17 protein-coding genes, 1 pseudogene and 1 riboswitch are annotated in these 19,345 nt (G+C 73.3%); of the genes and pseudogenes, 7 read left to right on the forward strand and 11 right to left on the reverse strand.

Annotated features, from left to right (window positions below; all coding sequences use genetic code 11):
- Positions 1-2 precede the first annotated feature (2 nt).
- The gene (locus WA640_RS18025) at positions 3-929 is read left to right on the forward strand and encodes a rhomboid family intramembrane serine protease (protein ID WP_335989378.1); all 927 of its coding nucleotides are present in this window, start codon (positions 3-5) and stop codon (positions 927-929) included.
- Between the two features lie 333 nt (positions 930-1,262).
- Here WA640_RS18025 and mobA read toward each other — a convergent pair whose 3' ends face one another.
- The 3 genes from mobA to WA640_RS18040 form a co-directional block, all read right to left on the reverse strand.
- Entirely contained in the window at positions 1,263-1,877 is a 615-nt protein-coding gene (gene mobA, locus WA640_RS18030; RefSeq protein ID WP_335989380.1) for a molybdenum cofactor guanylyltransferase, read from the reverse strand.
- A 150-nt stretch (positions 1,878-2,027) separates the two neighbouring features.
- Positions 2,028-3,008, reverse strand: a complete 981-nt coding sequence (locus WA640_RS18035; protein ID WP_335989383.1) for a DUF4192 domain-containing protein — start codon at positions 3,006-3,008, stop codon at positions 2,028-2,030.
- Positions 3,009-3,166: 158 nt separating this feature from the next.
- Complete coding sequence (locus WA640_RS18040; RefSeq protein WP_335989385.1) at positions 3,167-3,565, reverse strand: hypothetical protein; 399 nt, start codon at positions 3,563-3,565, stop codon at positions 3,167-3,169.
- A gap of 126 nt (positions 3,566-3,691) precedes the next feature.
- Here WA640_RS18040 and WA640_RS18045 point away from each other — a divergent pair, with 126 nt between their 5' ends.
- From WA640_RS18045 to WA640_RS18055, 3 genes are all read left to right on the forward strand, one after another.
- A complete protein-coding gene (locus WA640_RS18045) occupies positions 3,692-4,486 on the forward strand; it encodes a helix-turn-helix domain-containing protein (protein ID WP_335989387.1) in 795 nt (264 codons plus the stop codon).
- A gap of 150 nt (positions 4,487-4,636) precedes the next feature.
- Positions 4,637-8,179 (forward strand): DNA polymerase III subunit alpha, encoded by a 3,543-nt coding sequence (gene dnaE, locus WA640_RS18050; protein ID WP_106362706.1) that lies wholly within the window; start codon positions 4,637-4,639, stop codon positions 8,177-8,179.
- A gap of 82 nt (positions 8,180-8,261) precedes the next feature.
- Entirely contained in the window at positions 8,262-8,642 is a 381-nt protein-coding gene (locus WA640_RS18055) for a DUF2568 domain-containing protein (RefSeq protein WP_335989388.1), read from the forward strand.
- Here WA640_RS18055 and WA640_RS18060 read toward each other — a convergent pair.
- Positions 8,636-9,487 (reverse strand): oxidoreductase, encoded by an 852-nt coding sequence (locus WA640_RS18060; protein WP_335989389.1) that lies wholly within the window; start codon positions 9,485-9,487, stop codon positions 8,636-8,638. The two genes, WA640_RS18055 and WA640_RS18060, sit on opposite strands and share 7 nt — an antisense overlap.
- Positions 9,488-9,642: 155 nt before the next feature.
- Here WA640_RS18060 and WA640_RS18065 point away from each other — a divergent pair, with 155 nt between their 5' ends.
- Entirely contained in the window at positions 9,643-10,113 is a 471-nt protein-coding gene (locus WA640_RS18065; protein ID WP_335989392.1) for a carboxymuconolactone decarboxylase family protein, read from the forward strand.
- Between the two features lie 65 nt (positions 10,114-10,178).
- Here the strand turns inward: WA640_RS18065 and WA640_RS18070 are convergent, their stop codons facing one another.
- On the reverse strand, positions 10,179-10,526 hold the full coding sequence (locus WA640_RS18070; protein ID WP_335989393.1) for a DoxX family protein: 348 nt from the start codon (positions 10,524-10,526) through the stop codon (positions 10,179-10,181).
- Between the two features lie 112 nt (positions 10,527-10,638).
- Here WA640_RS18070 and WA640_RS18075 point away from each other — a divergent pair, with 112 nt between their 5' ends.
- Positions 10,639-11,304 carry a formylglycine-generating enzyme family protein gene (locus tag WA640_RS18075; RefSeq protein WP_335989395.1) on the forward strand — a complete coding sequence of 222 codons (666 nt, stop codon included), beginning with the start codon at positions 10,639-10,641 and terminating at the stop codon, positions 11,302-11,304.
- Between the two features lie 29 nt (positions 11,305-11,333).
- Here the strand turns inward: WA640_RS18075 and WA640_RS18080 are convergent, their stop codons facing one another.
- Genes WA640_RS18080 through WA640_RS18100 form a run of 5 tightly spaced genes read right to left on the reverse strand, consistent with a single transcriptional unit; the run spans position 11,334 to position 17,094 of the window.
- Positions 11,334-12,140 carry an ECF transporter S component gene (locus WA640_RS18080; protein WP_335989396.1) on the reverse strand — a complete coding sequence of 269 codons (807 nt, stop codon included), beginning with the start codon at positions 12,138-12,140 and terminating at the stop codon, positions 11,334-11,336.
- Positions 12,133-13,797 carry an ABC transporter ATP-binding protein gene (locus tag WA640_RS18085; RefSeq protein ID WP_335989398.1) on the reverse strand — a complete coding sequence of 555 codons (1,665 nt, stop codon included), beginning with the start codon at positions 13,795-13,797 and terminating at the stop codon, positions 12,133-12,135. Before WA640_RS18085 ends, WA640_RS18080 begins: the two co-directional genes overlap by 8 nt.
- Positions 13,794-15,179, reverse strand: a complete 1,386-nt coding sequence (locus WA640_RS18090) for an energy-coupling factor transporter transmembrane component T (protein WP_335989400.1) — start codon at positions 15,177-15,179, stop codon at positions 13,794-13,796. Before WA640_RS18090 ends, WA640_RS18085 begins: the two co-directional genes overlap by 4 nt.
- Before the next feature lie 2 nt (positions 15,180-15,181).
- Positions 15,182-15,799, reverse strand: a complete 618-nt coding sequence (locus tag WA640_RS18095) for a hypothetical protein (protein ID WP_335989402.1) — start codon at positions 15,797-15,799, stop codon at positions 15,182-15,184.
- An 8-nt stretch (positions 15,800-15,807) separates the two neighbouring features.
- Complete coding sequence (locus WA640_RS18100; protein ID WP_335989404.1) at positions 15,808-17,094, reverse strand: hypothetical protein; 1,287 nt, start codon at positions 17,092-17,094, stop codon at positions 15,808-15,810.
- A 79-nt stretch (positions 17,095-17,173) separates the two neighbouring features.
- Positions 17,174-17,330: riboswitch (cobalamin riboswitch) on the reverse strand.
- Positions 17,331-17,490: 160 nt separating this feature from the next.
- Here WA640_RS18100 and WA640_RS18105 point away from each other — a divergent pair.
- A complete protein-coding gene (locus WA640_RS18105; RefSeq protein ID WP_335989405.1) occupies positions 17,491-18,132 on the forward strand; it encodes a TetR/AcrR family transcriptional regulator in 642 nt (213 codons plus the stop codon).
- On the opposite strand, the pseudogene WA640_RS18110 reads toward WA640_RS18105, so the two are convergent.
- Positions 18,060-19,334: pseudogene (locus tag WA640_RS18110) on the reverse strand (MinD/ParA family ATP-binding protein); the annotation flags it as partial. The gene WA640_RS18105 and the pseudogene WA640_RS18110 overlap by 73 nt on opposite strands.
- Between the last annotated feature and the right edge of the window lie 11 nt (positions 19,335-19,345).

Consider the following 19,345-nt stretch of genomic DNA (forward strand, 5'->3'; position numbering starts at 1 on the left):
CGATGAGCGAAGAGCAGTCGGCCCCGGTCTGCTATCGCCACCGGAACCGCCAGACGTATCTGCGCTGCGTGCGCTGCGACAAGCCGATCTGCGCCGACTGCCGGATCGACGCCCCTGTGGGCTTCCAATGCCCCGACTGCGTGGCCGAGGGCCGCCGGACGATGCGCAAGACGCGTTCGTCGTTCGGCGGCGGCTCGCGCGCGGGCGCCGCAGGGACCGCCACGAAGATCCTCATCGGCGCGAACGTCGCGGTGTTCATCCTGGCGATCATCGCGGGCGGCAGCCTCGCGGCGGTCACGACCTCGACGATGACGCCGCTGCACATGCTCGGCGCCGAGATCGGGTACGTGCCCGGCTACAACACCGACGTGCCGGTGGCGCTCTTCGGTAGCACGTTCACCGCGCCGGTCGTGGCCGCGGGCGGGTACTACCGCATGATCACGGCCATGTTCCTGCACTTCGGCGCCATCCACCTGCTGTTCAACATGGTGGTGCTGTGGATGCTCGGGCGGATCCTCGAACGCGACCTCGGGCCCGCGCGGTTCACCGCGGCCTACTTCCTCTCGGGCCTGGCCGGCTCGGTCGCGGTCTACCTGTTCTCCTACGACACGTTCACGGCCGGCGCCTCCGGCGCCGTCTACGGCCTGTTCGGGCTCCTCATCATGGTCAACCGCAAGCTCCGGCGCGACAACCAGGGCATCTACGTGCTCCTGGGCCTCAACCTGGTGCTGACCATCTTCATGGGCTTCAGCCTCGCGGGCCACGTCGGCGGCCTCATCGGCGGCCTGATCTGCGGCGCGATCCTCACTTTCACGCCGCGCGAGCGGCGCCAGTTGCACTGGGTCGGCTTCGCGCTGTTCCTGATCGCGCTCGCCGCGGTCACGTTCTTCCAGACCGGCGCCCTCGACAACCGCTTCGACGTCGTCTGACCCCGGGCCGCCGCAAGGCGGCCCCGGGGCCCGGCGGGTCCAGTCGGGCCGGGGTTCATGCGCGACGCGAGTGCTCCGCGCGATCACCCTTGGGGGCCGGAGCTGAGGGCGCTTGTCCTGCACTACTCACGATCGCTTCGGGGGCCCCTCCCCCCCCGCCCCCACCCCGCCCCTCGCCCACCCGCCCGATGTCGTTTGCCTGCATGGTGTCGGAGGCCGTCGCCTCGGCGGCGGCCGGCGGTCGTCGTTGACCGCCCTTGCGGCAGGGCGACCGGGGCCGTGCGATGCCGGGGAGGCCGGTGGTCGCGGTGGCGTCGGTCGTGGTCGGTGCCGCTATTTCAGGTCGGCGGCCCAGGTCCGGGCCTGGTCGAGGTCCTCCGGGGTGTCGCAGTCGAACCACGGGGGCGGACTGGCGTCCTCCCAGACCACGGTCTCGATGTCGATCCCGGTGAACAGGAGCCTCGCGGGGGCTCCCGGTTCGACCCCTGCCGCGTTTCGGCGGAGGCGGTCCGCGGGCCATACGCCGCACAGCCACTGCCTGCGTCCCGCGTTGTCGCAGAAGACCGCTCCGGTCTCCGGGCTCCCCGCGTCCGCCGTGCCCAGGAGGAGCCGCAGCGCCTCGGGCGTCAGGAACGGGAGGTCCCCGGGGAGGACCGCCACCCGCGTGCAGTGGTCGGGGACGTGCCCCAGGCCGGTCCGGACCGACCTCGCCGGGCCCGAACCCGGCGGGTCCTCCAGGACCTGGACCACCCCTTCGGGGAGGGGCGCGGCATCGGAGGGCCGCGCGCCCACCACGACCCGGGCGGCCGCCCCGGCGCAGGCCGCCAGCATGCGTTCGAGGATCGTGGCGCCGTCGACGACCAGTTCGCTCTTCGCGCATCCGGCGAATCGCCGGGCCCTGCCGCCGACCAGGAGGATCGCGGCGAAATCGCTCGGGAGTTCACCCATGCCCCCAGACTAGCCATCCCCGGCGGGGCGCGGTGGCCTGTGGAAGGTGCGGCTCCGGTGCGTGTCTGCTCCGATCGATGAAGTTTCGATTCCGGTGGCATTACTGCTCTTCTCTCTTGGTGGGTTTCCGGGGGAGGCCGGGTCTTCGGGTCAGTCCTCTTTCTCCGCGGCTTCGACGTCGCCGGTGCCGATGTTTCCGAGGGCGCTCGGCGGATAGCCCGCCTGGAGCGCGGCCATGAGCATTTGCGCGAGCCGGTAGTGCGGGCTCGCCTTCAGCGCCGTCTCGAACGCTTCGAGGGCGAGGACGCCGTTCCCGAAGCGGTAGGCGGCGAAGCCCGCGACCGTCGCGGCCGGGGCGAGGAGGTCGTCCGCCATGTGGCGGGCGACCCACAACCACAGGTCGATCCGGTTGCCTTCGAGCCGGCCGCTGGAGATGCGGCGGAGCGCGTAGTCGCGGATGTCCAGGTCGCCCAAGGCGAGGCCGATCGAGGCGATGTCGTCAGGGCCCGGGAGAGCGCTCGTGCTCAGCCAGTGGTCGATCGCGTTGAGGTCCGCGGAGCGCTGGCCCGCCCAGTCGAGGTCCGCTTCGGCGGCGAGCGACTTCGCCACCGCCCGTTCGACCGCGGCGCGGCGGCCCGGCGGGGCCGGGGCCAGCTGCTCGGCGATCGCGGCGCGGTCGGCCGCCGCGTGGCAGCCCGCGACCGCGACCTCGCAGGACGCCGGGGTGGACTCGGGGAGGAGCATGCCCTCGGCCGGGCAGCAGGGCTGGTCGCAGGTCAGGCTGAACCAGCGGCCGTCGGTCACGCGGAGCTGGTCGAGCGGACGGATGCCCGCGTGGTCGAAGCGGAGGGCCGCGCGGGCGATCGAGGCCTCGGCGACCTCCTTGTCGCCGTAGGCGACGACCACGCACTCGTCGCAGTTGTTGCGGCTGAGCTGGGCCGTCAGGTCGACCAGGTGCTCCAGGTGGTCGGCCGAGCCGGGGAGGTCCACCCGGAAGGTGCACTGGAGCTTCCGCTTGATGAGGCCGACCGCGACGAGGCTGTGCTCGGGATGGAAACCGAGCAGGTGCGGGATCGTGGTGAGGAGGTCCGTAGGGCCCTTGATGCTGATTCTCGCCTGTGTGGTGTGCATGGGTCAACTGTCCGTCAGGGGTCGACTACTGGCAAGAATTCTTTTTCGGGCTGTGGATAACCGTTTTCGACCTCGAAAGTGGTTGTGGATTGTTTGGCGTGTTGCGCCGCGGCGTGGTAGCCGGGGGCGGCGCGTCTGCGCCGCCCCCGGCTACCGGGTCAGGCGAGGCGCTTCGCGCCCGCGCCTTCGAGCACCGCGAACAGCGCCACCAGGGCGGCCCCGCCGAGCAGCACGATCGTGCCCAGGACCGTCAGGTCCACCAGGCCCGTGAACGGCAGCGCCGCCAGGGCAACTGCGGCCGCGGCGTTGTTCGCGACCACGCCGATCACCTGCCCCCGCACCAGCGCCGGGTACCCGGCGACCAGCGCCAGGGCGGCCGCGCAGCCGAGCAGGTACACGCCGAGCGGCACCGACCAGGCCGGGCCGAGGCCCAGCAGCCGGTCGACCAGGGCGAACCCGGCGGTCATGAGGAGGCCGAAAGCCGCGCAGGCGGCGGCGTCCTGGCGCAGGACCGAGCGCAGACGGGCCTCGGAAGCGGAGCGGGTGGTCGTCGTCATGAGATCCTCCGAAAGGGCGGGACCCGGGCGGTCGCCGCATGCCGACCATCGTCGGCGCGCCCGGTCCGGCCCGCAATGACCTCGGAGGTCATGGCCCCCGGTCCGGGCCGCGGATACGGTTGCGCCGTGACCGTCCAGACCCTCCCCGCGTTCGGCGCGCTCCTGCGGCAGTGGCGCGAGCGGCGCCGCCTGAGCCAGTTCGAGCTGTCCGTGCAGACCGGCGTCTCCGCGAGGCACCTCTCCCGCGTCGAGACCGGCCGCGCCGAGCCCAGCCGCCGCATGGTCCTGCGCCTCGCCGAGGCGCTCGGCGTGCCGCTGCGCGAACGCAACGCGCTGCTCGTGGCCGCGCGCTTCGCGCCCGAATGGGACGAGACCGACTACTGGGACGACCGGCTCGCCGTGGCCCGGCAGGCCGTCGGGATGATCCTGGAGCACCACGACCCGCTCCCGGCGGTCGTCGTCGACCGGTTCGGGAACCTCCTCGACTTCAACGGCGGCGCCGCCCGGCTCATGGAAGGCGTCGACCCGGCCCTGCTCTCGGGCCGCGCCAACCTCGCCCGCGCGGCCCTGCACCCCGGCGGGCTCGCGCCGCGGCTGCTGAACTTCCGCGAAGTGCAGCAGTACTTCCTGGACCGGCTGCGCGAGCAGTTCGCCGTCGACGAGCACCCGGCGGTGGCCGCGCTCGTCGAGGAGGTCCGCTCCTACCAGCCCGTCGGCGAGGACGACGGCCGGTGGGACGGGGCCGCCCTGAGCCCGATCGCGCTGCCCCTGCGGGTGCGCACCCCGCGCGGCGACCTGTCGATGTTCACGACGATCGCGACGTTCGGCGCGCCCCGCGACGTCACGGTCTCCGAACTCGCCGTGGAGCTGTTCTTCCCGCTCGACGACGCCACCCGCGAGGCGTTCGCCGAGCGCCCCTGAGCGACCCGTGGCGGCGCCCATCGGGGCCGCGGAGGCCGCGCGGCCGGGCCCGCCGGGGGGCTAGGCTAGAGGGTCTGGAGCGGGCCGTCCGCGGGGGCGCGGCCGGGGGCCCAGCGAGGACAAAACCACAGGTCAAAGCGGGAGCGAAGCGTGTCGAACCAGTACGTCCACCTGCACGTGCACACCGAGTACTCGATGCTCGACGGAGCCGCGAAACTCAAACCCCTGTTCGCAGAGGCGCAGCGGCTCGGCCAGCCCGCGATCGCCATGACCGACCACGGCAACATGTACGGCGGGTACGCCTTCTACCAGGAGGCGAAGAAGACCGGCATCAAGCCGATCCTCGGCATCGAGGCGTACATCGCGCCGCAGGACCGGTTCCACAAGAAGCCCGTCTTCTGGGGCGAGCCGAGCCAGCGCGGCGACGACCTCTCCGGCGGCGGCTCCTACACGCACATGACGATGGTCGCGAAGAACTCGACCGGCCTGCGGAACCTCTTCAAGCTCTCCAGCATCGCGTCCTTCGAGGGCTACTACTACAAGCCGCGCATGGACCGCGAGCTCATCGCCCAGCACGCCGAGGGGATCGTCGCGACCACCGGCTGCCCCTCCGGGGAGGTGCAGACCCGGTTCCGGCTCGGCCAGCACGAGGCCGCGTACCAGGCGGCCTCCGACTACCGGGACATCTTCGGGCCGGAGAACTTCTTCCTGGAGATCATGGACCACGACAACCAGATCGACATGCGCGTCAAGAACGAGCTGTACGAGATGGCGCAGAAGATGAAGCTGCGGCCGCTGGTCACCAACGACTCCCACTTCGTGACCGAGGACCAGAAGTCGACGCACGCGGCGCTGCTGTGCGTCCAGTCGGGGACGACGCTCGACGACCCGAAGCGGTTCAAGTTCGACGGCGAGGGCTACTTCCTGCGCTCGGCCGAGCAGATGTACGGGATCAAGAACGACGACCTGTGGCAGGAGGGCTGCGCGAACACGCTGCTCGTCGCCGACATGGTCGAGTCCTACGAGGACGTGTTCGCCGTGCAGGACCGGATGCCGGTCATCGACGTGCCCGAGGGGCACGACCAGGGGACGTGGCTGCGCGAGCAGGTGCGGGTCGGCCTGGCGGAGCGGTTCCCGGGCCGGGACGTGCCCGCGGAGTACCTGGAGCGGGCCGAGCTCGAACTGAACGTCATCATCAACGCGGGGTACCCGTCGTACTTCCTGGTGGTCGCCGACCTCATCTCCCACGCCCGCTCGGTGGGGATCTACGTGGGGCCGGGCCGCGGGTCCGCGGCCGGTTCGCTCGTCGCGTACGCGATGAAGATCACGAACATCGACCCGATCGAGCACGGGCTGCTGTTCGAGCGGTTCCTCAACCCCGAGCGCGTGTCGATGCCCGACATCGACATCGACTTCGACGACCGGCGGCGCGGCGAGATGATCACGTACGCGACGGAGAAGTACGGGAAGGAGTTCGTCGCCCAGGTCATCACGTTCGGCACGATCAAGACCAAGGCCGCGATCAAGGACTCCGCGCGCGTCCACCACGGGCAGCCGGGGTTCTCGATCGCCGAGCGGATCACGAAGGCCCTGCCGCCGCCCGTGGCCGCCACCGACATCCCGCTGTCGGGGATCATGGACCCGGGCCACGAGCGGTACAAGGAGGCCCAGGAGGTCCGCAGCCTCATCGAGTCGGACGGCGAGGTCCGCACGATCTTCGACACGGCGCTGGGCCTGGAGGGGCTGATCCGCAACGCGGGCGTCCACGCGTGCGCGGTCATCCTGTCGTCGCAGCCGCTCGTGGACTGCATCCCCATGTGGGCCAGGCCGGACGGGTCGATCATCACCGGGTGGGACTACCCGTCGTGCGAGGACATCGGCCTGCTGAAGATGGACTTCCTGGGGCTGCGGAACCTCACGGTCATCGGCGACGCGATCGAGGCGATCAAGCTCAACCGGGGGATCGAGCTGGACCTGGACACGCTCGCGACGGACGACCCGAAGGCGTACGAGCTGCTGGCGCGCGGCGACAGCCTCGGGGTGTTCCAGCTCGACGGCGGGGCCATGCGCGAGCTGCTGAAGCGGATGCAGCCCACCGAGTTCAACGACATCATCGCCGTGAACGCCCTGTACCGGCCGGGCCCGATGGCCGCGAACTCGCACAACAACTACGCCGACCGCAAGAACAAGCGGCAGGAGGTCACGCCGCTGCACCCGGAGCTGGCGGACGCACTGGAGGAGATCCTCGCCGAGACGTACGGCCTGATCGTCTACCAGGAGCAGATCATGCGCATCGCGCAGAAGCTCGCCGGGTTCACGATGGGGCAGGCGGACGTGCTCCGCAAGGCCATGGGCAAGAAGAAGCTCGACGTCCTGGAGAAGCAGTTCGCGGCGTTCGAGGCGGGCATGCAGTCGAACGGGTACTCCAAGGACTCGATCAAGACCCTGTGGGACATCATGCTCCCGTTCGCCGGGTACGCGTTCAACAAGTCGCACGCGGCCGGGTACGCGCTCGTCGGGTACTGGACCGCCTACCTGAAGGCGAACTACCCGGCGGAGTACATGGCGGCGCTGCTCACGTCGGTGGGTGACTCGAAGGACAAGGCCGCGGTGTACCTGTCGGAGTGCCGGCGCATGGGGATCACGGTGATGCCGCCGGACGTGAACGAGTCGCGGCACATGTTCCACCCGGTCGGCAAGGACATCAGGTACGGGCTCGGCGCGGTGCGCAACGTCGGCGCGAACGTCGTCGCCGGGATCATCGAGGCGCGCGAGGAGAAGGGCGCGTACGCGGACTTCAAGGACTTCCTCCAGAAGGTCCCGGCGGCGGTGTGCAACAAGCGGACCGTGGAGTCGCTCATCAAGGCGGGCGCGTTCGACTCGCTCGGGCACGCGCGGCGGGGCCTCGCCGAGGTGCACGAGAAGGCGATCGACGCGATGGTGTCGATCAAGAAGGAGGAGGCGCGGGGCCAGTTCGACCTGTTCGGCGGGATGATGGAGGAGACCACCGACACGCTCGGCGTCGACCTGACCATCGCCGACGACGAGTGGGACCGGCGCGACAAGCTCGGGTTCGAGCGGGAGATGCTCGGCCTGTACGTCTCCGACCACCCGCTCAACGGGTTCGAGCGGCTCCTGTCGTCGAACGCGGACCGGCCGGTCGCGGCCCTGCACGGCGAGGAGCTGCCCGACGGCGCGAACGTGCGCGTCGCGGGGATTCTCCAGAACGTCGCGAAGCGGGTCACCAAGCAGGGCAAGCTGTGGGCGTCGGCGACCTTGGAGGACCTCGCGGGCTCGATCGAGGTGCGGTTCTTCCCGAACACGTACGAGCTGGTGTCGGAGTCGCTCGCCGACGACCTCATCTGCTGCGTCAAGGGCAAGCTCGACCGGCGGGACGGGACCGCGCAGCTCATCGCGCAGGACCTCGCCGTCCTCGACACGACCTCGGGCCCGGAGTCGAACTCGGCGCCGATCACGCTCGCGCTGCGGGCCGCGTCGGTCAACCCGGACCTGATCGAGAAGCTCTCCGATACGTTCCGGACCCACCGCGGCGAGGCGCAGGTCCGCGTCCAGATCGCCAACGGGCCCAAGACGACCCTGCTGGCGCTCGGCGACGCGTGGCGGGTGCGGCCGTCCGTGGAGCTGTCCGCGGACCTGAAGGCGCTCCTCGGCGCCGGGGCCCTCATGGGCTGACCGCGTTTCGGGGACGGGCCCGCCGGGGACGGCGGGCCCGTCCGCGTTTGCGGCGCAGCGCTTCGCGGAGGATCATCGGACCGTGACCCAGACCCCTGTCCACGACCTCGGCGCGGCCTCGCCGAAGCGGCGCACCGCCGCGGCCCTGCGGTTCCTCACCGAGATCGCCGCGTGGGCCGCGCTCGGCACCGCCGCCGCCCAGGTCAACCTCGCCCTCGGCATCGCCGCGGTCGTCGTCGCGATCGCCATCCCGACCGTGTTCGCCACGCCCGGCGACAAGCCCTCCGCGATCATCCCCGTCCCCGGACCGGTCACGGTCCTCATCCTCGCCGCGACCATGGCCGCCGGGGTCGTCTGCGCCTGGATCGCCTGGCCCGCATGGGCCGCGATCGCGTTGAGCGCCCTGACGGCGGCGTCGCTGGCCGCGGAGCTGCCGCGCTGGTGGTGGCTGCTCGCTCAGTAGCCCATCGCGCGGGACACGTGCTCCCACGCGTCCAGTTCCGCGCCCTGCGCGGCGAGGTCCCTGCGGATCGCGTCGACCGCCGTGTCCCCCAGGACGAGGCGCAGCGGCACCTCCTCGGCGCCGAGCGCCGCGACGATCGCCGCCGCGGCCTTCGCCGGGTCGCCCGGCTGGCTGCCGTCCGACGCCGGGAACGACTCGCGGAACCGCCCCACCGTGTCCTCGTAGCCCTCCACGGGCGCCGACTCGGTGTGCCCGCCGCTCGCGAACGACGTGCGGAACGCGCTCGGCTCCACCACCATCACGTCGATCCCGTGCGGCCGGACCTCCGCCGCGAGCGCGACGCTGAGCCCTTCGAGTGCGAACTTCGTCGCCGAGTAGGCGCCCACGCCGGGGAACGAGGTGCGCCCGCCCATGCTGGAGAGCTGCACGATCGCGCCCGAACGGCGCAGGCGCATGTGCGGCAGGACCTCCCGGACCAGGTTCGCGGGCCCGAACACGTGCAGGTCCATGAGGGACCGCAGCTCCGCGTCCGTGGTCTCCTCGACCGCGCCGAGGTGCCCGCGGCCCGCATTGTTGACCAGGACGTCGATGCGGCCGTACCAGAGCATGGTCTCGGCGACGACCGCGCGGATCCGCTCCGGGTCGGTCACGTCCAGGCGGACCGGGACGACCCGGCCCGGGTGCGCCGCGGCCAGGTCGTCGAGCGCCTCGGGGGTGCGGGCGGTCGCGACCACCGTGTCGCCCGCTGCGACCGCGGCCTCGGTGATCGCCCGGCCGAACCCGGCGGCGGCGCCGGTGACCAGCCAGACGCGGCCCTCGGCGGTGTGCGTGGGGGGAGTGCTCATGGGGTGTCCCTTCGTCGGTGCGCCTTTCAACGCCGGGCCCGCGCCGACCCCTCCCGCGATCTCATGTGACGCGCATCGCAAGAAGGGCGGTCACATCGGCGTCCCGGCATCCGTCATGGAGGCAGAACCGCGAACACCGAGAAGGGAACACCGCCATGACCGTCCTGCCCCGCATCGAGAACCCCGCCCAGTACCTGCCCGTCGTCAACGAGATCGCCGCCGCCGTCAACAAGGTGAACGCCGACGGCGTCCTCCCCGCGAAGACCGCGTCGCTCGTGCACCTGCGCGTCGGGCAGCTCCTCGGCTCCAGCTACTTCACCGCCCGGCAGCTCGAAGCCGCCGACGACACCCCCGAGCGGCTCGGCGCCGTCGCCACCTGGCGCACCTCGCCGCTGTTCGCCGACGCCGAGCGGGCCGCGCTGGCCCTCGCCGAGGCCGTCCACACCCCGAACCCGACCGGCGAGCGCGTCTCCGACGAGCTCGTCGACGAGGCCCGCAAGCACCTCACCGAGGAGCAGATCGTCGTCCTCATCGGGGTCCTCGGGCAGATCGGGTTCTTCACGCCGCTCGCGCTCATCGGCAGCCCCAAGGTCGGCGTCTCCTTCGCCGAGCAGTGGCAGCGTTAAGGGAACAGGAGGAGGGGCCCGCGCGGTGCGCGGGCCCTTTTCCTTTGCGGCCGTGGTGGAAAGGCTCAGACGAGGATGCCGAGGGTGAGCGCGGCGGCCGCCGGGACGAGGTACATGAGCGGGGCGACGAGCATCCCGTACGCGCGGGCCCGCGCCACGGTGACGACCGCGCCGAGGAAGTACAGGACCAGGCCGGTGCCCGCGGCGATGCCGATCCACGGGACGGCCAGGCCGACGAGGAGGCCGGCCGACCCGGCGGCCTTCGCGAGGCCCAGCCAGAACCACCACGACTGCGGGACGCCGTAGTGCCGCAGGGGCTCGACCACGTACGGGGCCTTCGCCCAGATCGAGTAGGCCGAGAACCCGGTCCAGAGGGCCGCGGCGACGGTGACGATGGTGAAGGCGATGCTCATCGGACTGCTCCGGTTCTGTAGGACGCTGTTGCCCGTGTGAACCGGCCGGGCCCTCCGATGTGACCGGCCGTGACCGGTGTCACCTGTCGGTGGCGGGCTCTAGTATTCGTCGGTGACACCGCAGCTGCTGCCGGTCCCCGCGGGGACCGCGACGCTCCACGACCGGCGGACCGAGCGCTCCTGGACCGCCGAGGTCGCGCCGTTCCGCCTGGCCGCCGTCCCGGTCACGCGCGGGCTGTACGCCGAGGTGCTCGGCGGCGGGGTGCTCGACGGGGAGGACGCCGAGGACCTCCCGGCCGTCGAGGTGTCCTGGCTCGACGCCGTCCGCTGGTGCAATGCGCTGTCGGAACGCGAAGGGCTGCAACCGGTCTACGCGGGAGCCGAGACCGGCGAGAGCGATGCCGTCGTGTGGGACCGCGCCGCGGACGGCTACCGGCTGCCCGCCGAGGCCGAATGGGAGCACGCCTGCCGGGCCGGGACCGCCGGGCCGCGCTACGGCGACCTCGACGCGATCGCCTGGCACCGCGGGAACTCCGGAGAGCGCCTCCACGAGGTCGGCGGGCGCGAGCCGAACCCGTGGGGCCTGTACGACATGCTCGGCAACACCTGGGAGTGGTGCTTCGACGTGTACGACCGGGAGGTCTACCGCGACTACCGGGTCATCAAGGGCGGCGGCTGGTTCGACGAGCACTGGTCGTGCCGGGCCGGGGTGCGCCGCCGCACCATGCCGGTGCTGCGCATCGACGACCTCGGCTTCCGCCTCGCCCGCAACGCCTGAACGCCTGGGTCCCGCCGGGCTCGTCGCCGCTAGGACCAGTTCGCGCGCCGGGCCGCGCGCCGCAGCACCCGCAGCAGCAGCGGGCCTGTGAGCATGAGCAGCACCGCCGTCGTGGCCGCCCGTCCCACGTCCCAGCCCAGCGACGTCGCCAGCGAGTACGCCAGCAGCCGCGGCAGGTTCTCGCCGAGCCCGCCGCCCGGCACGTACGCCAGCTCCCCCTGCGTGATCGCGAACGGCCAGAACGACAGGTTCATCAGCAGCCCGTACGCCAGCGACGCCGCCACCCCGTAGACGACGAGCAGCGCCAGCTCCCCGGCCCGGCCCGCCCGCGTGTCCGGCGTGCGCGGCAGCAGGCCCGCGCCCAGGCCCACGAACGCCGCCGCGAACATCTGGTACGGCATCCACGGCCCCACCCCGCCCGTGAGCAGCGCCGACGCGAACAGGCCCGTGCACCCCAGCAGGAACCCGAACCCGGCCCCGAACACCCTGCCTGCCAGCACGATCAGGAAGAACACCGTCTCCACCCCGGCCGCCCCGGCCCCGAACGGCCGCACCGCCGCCACCACCGCCGACAGCACGCCCAGCAGCGCCACGGCCCGCGCGTCCAGGCCGCCGTCGGCCAGCTGCACCACCACCGTCGCCGTCACGAGCGGCAGCAGCAGTGCGAACAGCCAAGGGCCCGAAGTGGTCTCCGTCAGCGCCCCGCCCGGCGCCGCCAGCAGCGGCCACGACATCGCCACCAGCCCGAACCCCGCCGCGAGCGCCAGCGCCACTGCCGCCCGCCGGTGCACGGCGGGACGCGCGGCCGGGAGCGCCGCGGGCCGCACCTCACTCACCGTCGAGCCCCAGGGCCGCGGCGACCTCGGCGACGGTCTGCCAGCCGGGCAGGATCTTCTCCACCTGCGGCGCGAACATCGGCGACGCGGCGGTGATCTGCCGGGCCGGGCCGTCGGCGACGACCTCGCCGTCCGACAGGACCACCACGCGGGAGGCGAACTCGGCGCAGAACTCGACGTCGTGCGTGGACACGACCACGCAGTGCCCGGCCTGCGCGAGGGCTTTCAGGCGCGCGGCGAGCGCGGCCTTCCCCGGGTAGTCGAGGCCGCGGGTCGGCTCGTCGAGGAGCAGCAGCGGCGGTGCGGCCGTGAGGGTCACGGCGAGCGCGAGCGCGAGGCGCTGCCCTTCGGACAGGTCGCGGGGGTGGGTCTCGGGGTCGACGCCGTCGACGAGGTCGTCGAGGATCTTCGCGCAGGCGCCCTTGGGGGCGCCGCCGTCGGCGTCGGCCCCGGCGCATTCGGCGGCGACGGTCTCGGCGTACAGCAGGTCGGCGGCCTCGGCGGGCACGAGCCCGGCGAGGCGGCGCCGCTCCCCGGGCCTGCGAGACGCGGGGTCGGTTCCCGCGATGGCGACGGTCCCGCCGGAGCGCTTCCCGGTGCCCTGGAGCGCCCACATGAGGCTGGACTTCCCGGACCCGTTGCGGCCCATGAGGGCGATGCGCTCGCCGCGGCGCGCGACGAGGTCGATCCCGGCGACCGCGCGCACCCCCGGGTAGTCGACCGTGACGCCCCGGGCCTCCAGCAGCGGCGGTTCCAGCGATGCGGACGGGACGGAAGTGTCGGTGGGTCGCGCTACGGTTCGGGCACGTTCAGTGAGGGTCTCGCGGAGTCCGGCGGCGTGGCGCCGGGCCTCGCGGATCGTCACCGGCGGGCCGGGCCATCCGGCCAGCCGCCCCAGGCCGACCACCGGGGGAGCGACAGGGGACTCGGCGAGCACCTCGCCGAGCGGACCGGCGGCGACCTTGCCGCCGTCGAGAAGGAGGGCGGAATCTGCATATTGGACGACCCGTTCGAGCCGGTGCTCCGCCAGCAGCACCGTGACGCCGAGGTCGTGGACGAGCCGGTGCAGCACTGACAGCACCTCGTCGGCCGCGGCCGGATCGAGCGCCGACGTCGGCTCGTCGAGCACGAGCGCGGCCGGGCCCGCGACCAGGGCCGCGCCGATCGCGACCCGCTGGCGCTGACCCGACGACAGCTGCGCGAGCGCGCGGTCCCGCACGTCGGCGAGGCCCAGCAGGTCGACGATCTCGGTGACCCGCTTGCGCATCGCCGCGGGCGCGATCCCGAGCTGCTCGGCGGTGTAGGCGAGTTCGAGCTCGACCTCGTCGGTGACGAACCCCGCCAGTGGGTCCTGGCCGACGTAGCCGACGACGTCGGCGAGGTCGGCCGGGGTCGCGGTGCGCACCTCGCGCCCGGCGACGGCGATGCGGCCGTGCATGTCGCCGCCGGTGAAACGGGGCACGAGCCCGTTGACGGCCTTGAGGAGCGTGGATTTCCCCGCGCCCGTCGGGCCGACGAGCAGGCAGAACTCGCCTTCGGGGAGCGCGAACGACACGTCGTCGAGGACGGGCGCCGCCGGGACGGTCCGGCCCGCGCCGGTCGGGGCCGCCCCGTAGGCGAAGGTGACGTGCTCGAACACGATGGCGTCGACGGTCATCGGGTGCCTTCCGTTGCCGAGGTGTCGGTGCCCGAGTCGCCTCGCGGCGCCGCGGATTCGGCGTCCGCGGCGGGACGCCGCCCGCCTTGCGGTGCGCCGGTGCCGACGCTCGAAGCGGGCTGCCGGTTGCCGCCCGGTGTTCCATCGCCGTTGCTTGCCGGAGCCGCGGTGGCCACCGATCGGGCCGTGCGGCGGCGGCCTGCGGTGCCCGCGGGCGCGGCCGGAGCCTCCGCCGGGGCCGTTCCCGCTGCGGAGGCGCGGATCCGGGCGCGGTCGTGCACCGGTCCGGCGGCGCTTTCGGGCGTCGACGGCACGAGGAATGCGGGTGCGGCCGCGAGGAGGACTCCGGCCGCGGCGTACAGGGGGAGCGGGGGTACGTGGAGCGGTGCGGTCGCGGGCCACAGGGCCGCGGGTTCGAGGGCGAGGCTCGCCACCGAACCGGCGACGGCGGCCGCGCCGGAGGCGGCGACCGCCCAGTCCTTGGGGCCGAACCGGTCAGGGCGGTACCTGGTGTGCGGCACGCGCCGGGACGCGAACGCGATCCCGAAGACCGCGGCCGCCGCGCCGACCGCGAGGACCGCCCACGCGAGCGGCGCGGGAGTAGCGGTGCCGAGGAGCGCGTACGCGCCCGCGCACAGGCCGAGGAGCCCGGTGAGGAGCGCGGCGCCGGTGGCGCGGCGGGCCGGGGCGGGCACGCCCGCGGCGCGCCCGTACCCGCGGGACGCCATGGCCGCGGCCAGGTGCAGCGACCGGTCGAGCGCCTCGTGCAGCACCGGCGCGACGACCGTCCGCATGAGGTTCGCCGGACTCCGGCTCGTGTTGCCGCGCAAGGCCCTCGCCCGCCTGACCCGCCCGACCGACGCGACCAGCTGCGGCGCCACCGACAGCGCCACGACGACCGCGACGCTGACCTCGTACAGCGCGGCCGGAACCGACCGCAGCAGCCGCCGCGGACTCGCGAGCGCGTTCGCCGCGCCCACGCACACGAGCAGCACCGCGAGCCGCATCCCGTCGTACAAGGCGGCGAGCGCGCCCTCGGCGGTGACGTCGCCGCCGAGCCGGAACCCGGCCGCCCACTCCGGGAGCGTCGCCGACGGCAGCGTGAACAGGACCGTCGGCCCGTCGGAGCCGCCGAAGACCACATAGAACGCCATGCGGACCGCGACCGCGCTCAACCCGATGTAGAGGAACACCCGGTACGCGCCCGACCAGGGCTCGTCGCCCCGGCAGAACGCCACCACGAGCCCGGCGACCGCGGCGATGAGGAGCAGCAGCCACGGGTTCGCGGTGCGCCCCGCGGCGGTCGCGAGCAGCAGCGCCCACGCCCACCAGGCGACGGGGTGGGCGGTGCGGCGGCGCATCGGGCCGGGTCCGGTCGGCACGGTCAGGCGCGCCGCTGCCGGAGCCGCCACGCCGCGAGCGCGCCGATGACGGCGAGCACGGCCACGGCGACGATCCACGTGTACGACGACCCGCCGGACTCCGGCTCCGACCCGGCCTCCGATGCGACGGCGTCGCCGGGCGCGAGCGCGGGCGGCGCGGAGCCGTCCCCGAACGCCCAGCCTTCGACGTCGCCCGCGTCAGGGGTCGCGTCGGCGCCGCCGACCATCGAGTACGTCCACTCCTCGTCCCCGGCGTTCGCGTGCCAGTACGACCAGTACGCGTCCGCGGGAGGCGAAGCGCCGCAATCGGTCGCGGGCAGCGCGTCAATGCTGCACACCATGCCGCGGATCGCCGCGACCTCCGTGACCGCGAACCCGGCCTGCGCGAGCGCGTCGAGCCCGTCCGCCGGATCGGCGGCGCACCCGGTCCGCAGGTCGTCGAGCTCGCCGAAGTCGACGACCACGGTCACGCCCGCGCAGGCGTCCTGCGCCGCTGCGGGTGCCGCGGGCGCCACTGGCGCGGCGGCCGCGAACAGCGCCGCGAGCGCCACCGCGCGCACGCGCAGCCAGCGCCCGCCGCTCAGGCGGGCGCTGGCTGCGCGTCGTTCGCGAAGGGACACGGGAGGGACTACTTGTCCTTGCCCTCGTCGGCGTCCTTGCCCGCCGCTTCGTCCGAAGCGGACCCGCCGGAAGCAGCGTCGTTGGAAGCAGTGTCACCGGCGTTCGGCCCGGCCGGCGCCGCGGCGCCCGCCCCGCCTGAGCCGCCGCCGCGGCGCGAGCGCAGCGCGAAGACGACGATGAGCGCGGCGATGACGACGACCGCGGCGATGATCGCCCAGGGCAGCCAGGAGGCCGAACCGGACTCCTCGTCGTCGGCGGCCGTGGTGGCGCCGTCGCCCGCGTCCGCGGACTCGCAGTCCACGGCGGGGACGTCGGCGGCCGAGCCGGAGGCGTCGAGCGTCGCGAGGTCCTGGCCCGAGACCGGGACGATCGCCTGCGCGGTCGCCAGCAGGCGCGTCGCCTCGCCGAAGTCGGCGTCCTCGGGGTTCGTGTACATGAACGCACCGGGGGCGGCGCCGTCGCAGCCGAACTGGAGCGTCAGCAGGAACGCGACCGCCCGCTCGGCCGCCTCGGGCCGGTCGGCCGCGAGGAGCGCCTGTGCGGCCATGGCCGTCGAGTTCGCGTTCTCGCCGAACCCGCCGTCGAACCCGCCGTCCTCGGCCTGCGCCGACTCCAGCCAGGCCACCGCAGACTCCAGGGACGCCGCGGCCGGGTCGCCGAGGGTCGTCAGCGCCGAGACGGCCAGGCCGGTCGTGTCCGGGTCGGAGGCGCAGTCGTCGCCGCCGTCGACGTCGCCGAAGCTGAAGCCGCCGTCGGGACACTGGACCGCCGCGAACCCGGTCGCCGCGGCCTCGCCCGCGGGCGTGTCGGTGCGCGAGAGGCCGAGGACCGCCCACGCGGTCGACAGGGCGGTGCCGTCGCCGTAGGTGCCGTTCGCGGCCTGCGCGGCGGCGGTCTCCTCGGCGAGCTTGATGCCGCCGAAGTCCGTCGGGTCGCCCCCGGCGGTCGCGACGGTGTACATGACCTTCCCAGCCGACCCGGCGTTGAACCCGGCGCCGCCCGCGGCGGTCGTGTTCACGTACGGGTCGAGGACCGCGGTGTCGTTGAGCCATTCGAGCGCGGTCTGCACCTGGTCGCCGCCGACGCGGGCGGCCTGGAGGCCGATGACCGCGTCGAGCGTCGTCGCCGGGTCCTGGTTCCAGGCGGTCCCGTCGGACTGGGCGGCCAGCCAGGACGCGGCGGCCGCGGCGGGCTCGGCGAACGGCTGCGACGACTGGGCGTGCGCGGGCGACGCCGCGAGCAGGGTGACGGGCAGGGCCGCTGCGATGAGCACGCGGCCGGCAAGGTGGCGCATTGCCTGACCTTTCCTAGAGCGAGTGGGTCTTCGGGCAGGCGGCTGCGCCGCAAGCGCCTGTAGACCACGACAGGCGTTGACATTTCCGTTGGGCGCGGCGGGTATTCGGGCTCACGCGGGTGGACCGGGCAGGAGCAGAAGGGTGCCCGGTTGTCGCATTTCGCGACCGCGACTACCGTTGCGGGTCAGCGCCGGCCTTTCACCGGACTTCCCCCGCCAGACGCCTGTTCAGTTTGCGCTCATTCTCGCCGCTGCCCCTGGGGGTGTCAAGCCGGGCGCCTGCGCAGTGCGACCGTTCACTCGCGCCTCGTGAGTCAACTCCCGCCTTGCGGTTATTGACCCGTAGCACCGGGTGTCGATACGGTGCTCAACGTGAGCAGAAATAAGAACGCCGATTTGGACAGAGTCCTTCGCGCTGCGACACGGGTGTTCCTGGACCGCGGGTTCTCCGCGACCTCCATGTCGGACCTGGTCGCCGCCACCGGCATGAACCGCGCCGGGCTCTACGCCGCGTTCGGGTCCAAGCACCAGCTCTACATCACAGCGCTGCAACGATATAGGGACGACACCGAGCCGGAGCTGCGCGCGATAGCCCGCCGCGCGACAGGCCGCGAAGCCGCCGACGACGACCCCGCGGACGCGCTGCGGGCCGTCGCCGAGATCCTCGACGTCGTCGTCAGGCACTCGAAGGAGGGCGGGTTCGTCGTCCGCGCGGCCGTCGAGCTCGCCGACGACCCGGCCACGATGCGCCGCGTCCAGGACGCCTGGACCGACCTCGAACGCGACCTCGCCGCGATCCTCGCCCGCGCCGTCGAGCGCGGCGAGCTCGACCCGGCCGCCGACCCCGGGCGGCTCGCGCGCACCGCCCTCGTGTTCGTCCAGGGCGCGCTCGTCACCGGCCACGCCGACGAGGACGACTCCCGCCTCGCCGACGCCGCCGCGGGCCTCGTCGACCTCCTGGCCTCCTACAGGCCCTCGGCCACCGCCGCGCCGATCCGCAGCCAGGCCGCGGACGACGCCTTGCTCAACGAGTCGTAGCGGATCGGCTCGCCCGAGTCGAGCAGCTTCTCGTACGGCGCCAGCAGCACCGCCCGGGTCCGGGCCGCGAAATGCCGCTGCACCGCGGGCAGGTCCACGTCCTTGCGGTGGGCGGGCATCGACACCACCGACACCGCGCCCCGCACCAGGTCCCGGCGGCCCGTCTGCTCCAGGTGGTCGAGCATCCTCGCGGCGGTCTCCGCCGAGTCGTTCCGCGCCGACATCGTCACCACCAGCTGGTCGGTCGCGTCGATCGCCGCCTGCCAGTTCTGGGCCCGCACGTTGTTCCCGGTGTCGACGACGATGAGCTTGTAGAACCGCGACACCGCCTCCCGCAGGTCCCCGAACGACTGCGCGGTGAGCATCTCCCCGGCCGTCGCCGACTCGTCGGAGGCGAGCACGTCGAACATCGCGCCGCCCTGGGCGCGCACGTACTGCGACAGGTCGCCGATCCGCCCCGTGGGCCCCTTGAAGTGGTCGAGGTCCCGCAGCAGGTCGCGGACGGTGCGCACGTGGAAGTCCTGCTGGGCGCGCATGCCCAGCGTCCCCTGCGTCTCGTTGTTGTCCCAAGCGAGCACGTACCCGCCGCGGTGGCGCCCGAACGTCATCGCGAGCATGAGGACCGCGACGGTCTTCCCCGCCCCGCCCTTCGGGTTCACGACGGTGATCTGGCGCAGGCCCCCGAAGTTGCGGCGCACCGTCTCGACCGCGCGCTGCCGGGCGCGCTCGCGCGGGCCGGGCGGCAGCGCGACGGCGCCGAAGCTCAACCGGTGCAGCGCCCCGCGCAGGCCCGTCTCGGCGACCGGCGGGCGCGGCGGCACGACCCGCCGCGACGCGAAGTCGTCGGCGGTGACGCCGACGCGCTCCAGCGCACCGGCGTGATCGGGGAACACCGGCACCGGGACGTGCGGCGACACCGGCGGCACGCCCTGGGACGGCGGCGACGGCCAGCCGTCCGACGCGGCCTGCTGCGGCTGCGACGGGGTCGGCGACTGCGGCTCCGCGGGCATCGGCATCGCGGGGGGCGGCGGCGCGCTCGGCACGTGGTCGGTGGTGCGCGGATTGTGGACGGCCTCCGGGCCGGCCGCGTACTGCGCGTTCACTTCCGGCGGTGCGAACGGAGACCAGGCGGGAGCATCCGGCCGGTGCAGAGGAACGGTGTCCTCTTCGGTGTGCTCCATCGGGACTCCCAGCGTGAGACGGCGGTTACCCG

The sequence above is a fragment of the Glycomyces sp. MUSA5-2 genome (genome assembly GCF_037034145.1).
Lineage (GTDB): Bacteria > Actinomycetota > Actinomycetes > Mycobacteriales > Micromonosporaceae > Glycomyces > Glycomyces artemisiae.